4 protein-coding genes are annotated in these 4,955 nt (G+C 54.0%); 3 read left to right on the top strand and 1 reads right to left on the bottom strand.

The genetic code is table 11. From position 1 onward, the window contains the following. The 3 genes from CCD76_RS18805 to CCD76_RS18795 form a co-directional block, all read left to right on the top strand. A partial coding sequence (locus tag CCD76_RS18805; protein ID WP_218777083.1) for a restriction endonuclease subunit S occupies nucleotides 1-1,517 on the top strand: 1,517 nt, incomplete at its 5' end. A gap of 2 nt (nucleotides 1,518-1,519) precedes the next feature. Beyond that, entirely contained in the window at nucleotides 1,520-3,310 is a 1,791-nt protein-coding gene (locus CCD76_RS18800; RefSeq protein ID WP_071229884.1) for an AAA family ATPase, read from the top strand. Beyond that, a complete protein-coding gene (locus CCD76_RS18795; protein ID WP_071229883.1) occupies nucleotides 3,307-4,164 on the top strand; it encodes a hypothetical protein in 858 nt (285 codons plus the stop codon). Before CCD76_RS18800 ends, CCD76_RS18795 begins: the two co-directional genes overlap by 4 nt. A 121-nt stretch (nucleotides 4,165-4,285) precedes the next feature. Here CCD76_RS18795 and CCD76_RS18790 read toward each other — a convergent pair. Next, nucleotides 4,286-4,955, bottom strand: a 670-nt coding sequence (locus CCD76_RS18790) for a helix-turn-helix domain-containing protein (protein WP_143543337.1), incomplete at its 5' end; no start/stop codon positions are given.

The raw sequence follows: 4,955 nt of genomic DNA, 5'->3' as shown, positions 1-4,955 counted from the left end.
TGGCAGGGCGTCCTGGAATGAACGCTTACGCTGGAACAACCGAACTTCAAGTATTCCGGCCCATCCATACAGGCGTTTTGCCAAGCTATGTCTACCTGTTTCTGCGGTCTCCACTGTTCACGGTCGAAGGCGAGAAAAACATGACTGGAACCGCTGGCCAGAAGCGCGTGCCCACGGATTACTTTGCGACTCGAGCCTTTCCGCTGCCGCCTACTAAAGAACAATCTCGCATTGTTGCCAAAGTCGATGAGCTGATGGCCTTGTGCGACCAGTTGGAACAGCAGCAGCAAGGCCGCCGCAAACTGCAGAATGCCCTGCGTGAGTCTACCTTGCAGGCTCTCGCCAGCGCCCAAAGTCCGCACGAACTGCAAAACGGCTGGGAGCGGTTGGAGACTAGCTTCGGGTACTTGTTCAGCGAGCCGGAAGATGTGAGGGATTTCAAGGGGCTGATTCTCGATTTAGCTGTAAGTGGTCTTTTGTTGCCAGCCTCAAATACGACCACTTCCGCAGCAGACTTGATCGAGCAAATCGCAAATGCTCGAATCGAATGGGCGAAGGTCGCTGAAGAGCAGGAAAAGAAGGAGGCGGCCGCGATGCTGAAAAAGCTGCGAACGCAACAGATCACAGCCCCAAGTTCTCCATTGCCTGAGCATTGGTGCTGGGCATCTTTACTGCAGGTGGCTCAAGCAGTTGTGGATTGCCACAACAAAACAGCGCCATATGTAGCAGAGGGTATTCATCTTGTCCGCACCTCGGACATTCGCGATGGGAAAATGGATCTCGGCAAGACCAAGAAGATTTCAGAAGAAACCTATGACTATTGGGCGAGGCGCATGCCTCCCAGGGCAGGCGATGTTTTCTTCACACGTGAAGCCCCGATGGGGGAGGCTGCCATAGTTCCTGAAGGGGAGCGGGTATGCCTTGGACAGCGAACAATGCTCATCCGTCTGTTTCCAGAGCTGTTCAGCAACCGATACCTGCTTTATGTCATTCAGAGCCCAAATTTTCAGTCTCGAATGACTGAGGCTGCCATCGGTATGACGGTCAAACATCTCCGTGTAGGTGGGGTCGAAGATTTGGTTGTTCCTGTTCCTCCACGAGCTGAGCAAGATCAGATTGTTGAAATTGTCGATAGCTTGTTTGAGTTGTGCGATCGTCACGTGGAGTACCTTGGTAAGAGTCGTCGTGTTGCGACAAACCTTTCAAGCGCTGCTGTCGCTACCCTCACCGGTATCGCCTACGAACAAGAAGAGGAGCCCCCTGTGAAAGCCCCGCAAACCGAACTTATCGCACCGCTACGCTTGAGCACTCCTCCCGAAGTCAAGGACCGGGCTCCACTTGCGACCCTCCTGGCGCGCCACAACGGCGAAATGTCGGCCCGTGACCTATGGCAACGCTTCGGCGGTGAGATCGACGCCTTCTATAGCCAGCTAAAAACCGAAGTGGCGCACGGCTGGATTGCTGAGCCAGAGGTGGCCGAGATGCGGGAAAAGGCCGCCGAAGCGGCAGGTGCTTGACGATGCAGCTTAGACTCTTGACCATCCCGCATTTCCGTAACCTGCAAGATGTGGTAATCAATTTCACGACGCATCTCTCTCCCATGCCGGGTTCGGCAACCGATGCGGCACCCAAGTCCATCCGTAGCCATGCGCTGATCGGTCAGAATGGTACTGGTAAGTCTAATCTGATCGAGGCGCTGATCATTATCTTCCGCGATATCGATCTAGATCGCGATGCTGCCTTCGATTACACGCTTGAATATGAGATTCGCAGCCATGTCGTACGCATCCAGGCAGATATGGCCAAGCAGAAGCGTCCCTATGTGTGGGTGGATGGTGATCGTGTTAGTCAGAATTACCTCAATCAGAACGATCCACCTGGGAAGTTGCCGCGCGATGAGCGACGAGGCCCGCGCTTATTGCCGACGCATATCTTTGCCTATTACTCCGGCCGCAACGAGCGCATTGAGGCCTTGTTTCAAGAGCACCAGCGCCGCTTCAACCAGTTGCAGGAAATCACCACGGACGAGGTTTTACCCGAAAACCTGCTTGAGAATTTCACTGCCAGCGAGGCGGATATCCGCACGATTGAGGAAATCAAACGTCGCCGGGAGGCCCGACTTAAGCAGTCAGGGGATGATCGCCTGCGTCGCTTGTTCTACTGCCGAGGCGGCCATAGCCAACTTGTGTTGTTGGCCTGTTTGCTTTCAGATGACCCTGTGTTCCAGAAGGTTCTGAAGAACCTGCACATCGAGTCGCTGGAATCGGCTCTGTTCGTACTGAAAGAGCCGCACCGCCTGCGTGAAAAACGCCGCAATAGCAAATTTGACGAGAACGAGCTGAACGAGGGTGACCCGCGTTTCTGGTATGCACGTGGCAACGTGGTGAGCGAGTTCCTCGACAAGTTATGGCAGGTGGCCTGGGCCCCTATCGAGCAGGAAACCACTAAGAGGATCGACTTCCGCGGCCGCACCGAGAAGCAACGCCAGCTCTACCTGTTTGTACCTGATCACGCCAGGCTCAAGCAACTGGGGGAGTTGGCGGGTGGAACTGATAGCTTTTTCCGCTATGCCGAGGGGGCCTACATTGGCGACCTGATCGATGAAGTGCGCATCACGGTAAGGAAGCGCGACGAGCATGGCGGCAAGGTGAGCTTCACCCAGCTATCCGAAGGCGAGCTTCAGATGCTGACCGTACTGGGCCTGATGCGTATTACGCGCGAGGATCATTGTCTGTTTCTGCTGGATGAGCCAGATACGCACCTGAATCCGATCTGGAAACTGCGCTACTTCGACGATATCGAAGGTGTACTGAGTGCTGATGAGAGCAAGCTAATGCAGGGTGAGTCGCAGATTCTCATTACCACCCATGATCCGATAATGGTGGGAAGTCTCAAGCGTGAACAGGTGCATATCTTGCGCCGAGAGAAAGACCGTAGTGTAGTAGATATACCCGACGAACACCCTCAGGGTATGGGTGTAACGGGACTACTTAAGAGTGACTTGTTTGGGCTTTCATCCACTTTAGATGTTGAGACCGAGCGACGGCTGCTTCGGCGAAACGAGCTATTTGTAAAATCGCCGAGGACATTGGAAGAAGAGGTCGAGCTGAGCAGACTCTCCACAGAGTTAGCAGATTTGGGGTTCTCCACTTCTGACTTTCGCGATCCCGATTATGCACTTTTTGTGCGCAAGATGGCGCAACATCGCAATTTCCGTAAGCCGGCGCTTAGCGATGAAGAACGTGCCGAACAAGATCAAATTGCGGATGATATCATTGACGAAATCCTGCGCGAGGAGGCAGGTGAATGATCTTTATCGACCTCGAACATAGGAAGCCAACAGATACTGATATTCCTGGCTGGAAGCCATGGACTCAGGAGCAGTGGGGCGCATGGTTGGAAAAATCTCAACAGTTAGTCTCTGATATGGCGATGTTAGAGGAGGCTGGAAAGCGTAACGAGAGAAACGCGCTAATTGATGCTAATAGAGAACACTGGGGATCGCTTAAAGAATGGCTATCAGCCCTTTCAGGAGGGAAATGCTGGTTCTCTGAAGTGCGTGAGTTGTACTCACACTACGACGTGGAGCACTTCCGTCCGAAGAAGGAGGCGAAGGCGCTGGACGGCATTAAGCGGGATGGTTACTGGTGGCTGGCCTTTGATTATATGAATTTCCGCCTCTGTGGCAATGTCGGTAATCGTAAGAAAGGAGGTTGGTTTCCACTACAGCAGGGATCTTTATGTTCCTCCTTTAACAACCCCTGCGAAGATTCAGAGTCTCGTTATTTACTGGATCCTATTGATGATGACGATGTGTCATTGATTGCCTTTGACGAAGAAGGAAAAGTGATTCCTGTACCGGGTTCCTCTGACTGGGAGCAAGAGCGTGTAATTGAGACAGTGAAACGGCTAAAGTTAAACGAACATGTAATTTTGGCTGAAGAAAGACGAAAGATATGGCAAAAGGTCGATGCACTGATTGAAGATTTTTATGCTGCCAAGGCTAAATGCTCTCGTGGTAACAATCCAGCGGCCAAGGCGAAGTTATTAGAGGTTCGCTCTCAAGTACGTGAGATGACTGACCGTTCTGCTGAGTTATCTGCGGTTGCTAAATGTTGTATTCAGATGCGCAATCAACCGCAGCTAACGAGGTTAATTGCTTAACTGGAATAGCATCCGAGACCGGTGAACCACACGAGTAAAAGGACGACGCTTTATCGGCCCGCCAAGTGCGGCTGAACCCGGATGAAGATGTCCTACCAGTGGCTTGCTTGTCTGCCCATCATTAAAATTCCTTTCTGCATGGAACGCTTGCCTTCAACTTCACTTTTGTTGGCTTTCTGGGTGACTCCTTTCCTTGGCGGCTTGCCGCGCGGACAAAGGCGGTCGGGGATTGGCCGAGCGCCTTGCGGAACATGCTGGAAAAGGCGCCGGGGCTGTCGTAGCCGAGTTCCAGCGCGGTACGGGTAACGGAACTACCGGCTAGCAGTCTGGGAACGGCGGCCATCAGGCAGGCCTGCTGGCGCCATACGGCGAACGACAGGCCGGTCTGCTGACGGAACAGGCGATTGAAGGTGCGTTGGCTGCGGTGCAGTTGCTTCGCCCACTCCTCGGGTAGGCTACGGATATGCGGCTGGGCGAGGAAGTCCCTGCAAAGGCCCGCCAGTTCGGGATCCTGGGGCAAAGGCGCAAAAAGTGGCAGCGAGGCCGATAGTTGCAGCTCGTACAGCAGGAGTTGGGCGAGGGCACCATCGCGACCGCTCTCGTCATAGAGCGCGGGCATGTTGGAGGAGGCCAGCAGCAGGTGATGAAGCAGCGGCGACACCACCAGCACTTCGCAACCGGAGGAGGGGCGTGGCGCCGCAATCGGTTCGATATACAGGCTGCGAGTACTGACGCCGTTCATCCGCACACGGTGCCGCTCGCCCGCCGGCAACCAGACACCGCTGTAGGGC

The sequence above is a fragment of the Salinicola salarius genome (assembly GCF_002179555.1).
Classification (GTDB): domain Bacteria; phylum Pseudomonadota; class Gammaproteobacteria; order Pseudomonadales; family Halomonadaceae; genus Salinicola; species Salinicola salarius_A.
Note: the sequence above shows the minus strand (reverse complement) of the source record. Positions and strands in the feature narration are given on the sequence as shown.

Bases quoted from the DNA above. Each gene is read 5' to 3' on its own strand.
- CCD76_RS18800 (WP_071229884.1), top strand. From the start codon at position 1,520: ATGCAGCTTAGACTCTTGACCATCCCGCATTTCCGTAACCTGCAAGAT.
- CCD76_RS18795 (WP_071229883.1), top strand. From the start codon at position 3,307: ATGATCTTTATCGACCTCGAACATAGGAAGCCAACAGATACTGATATT.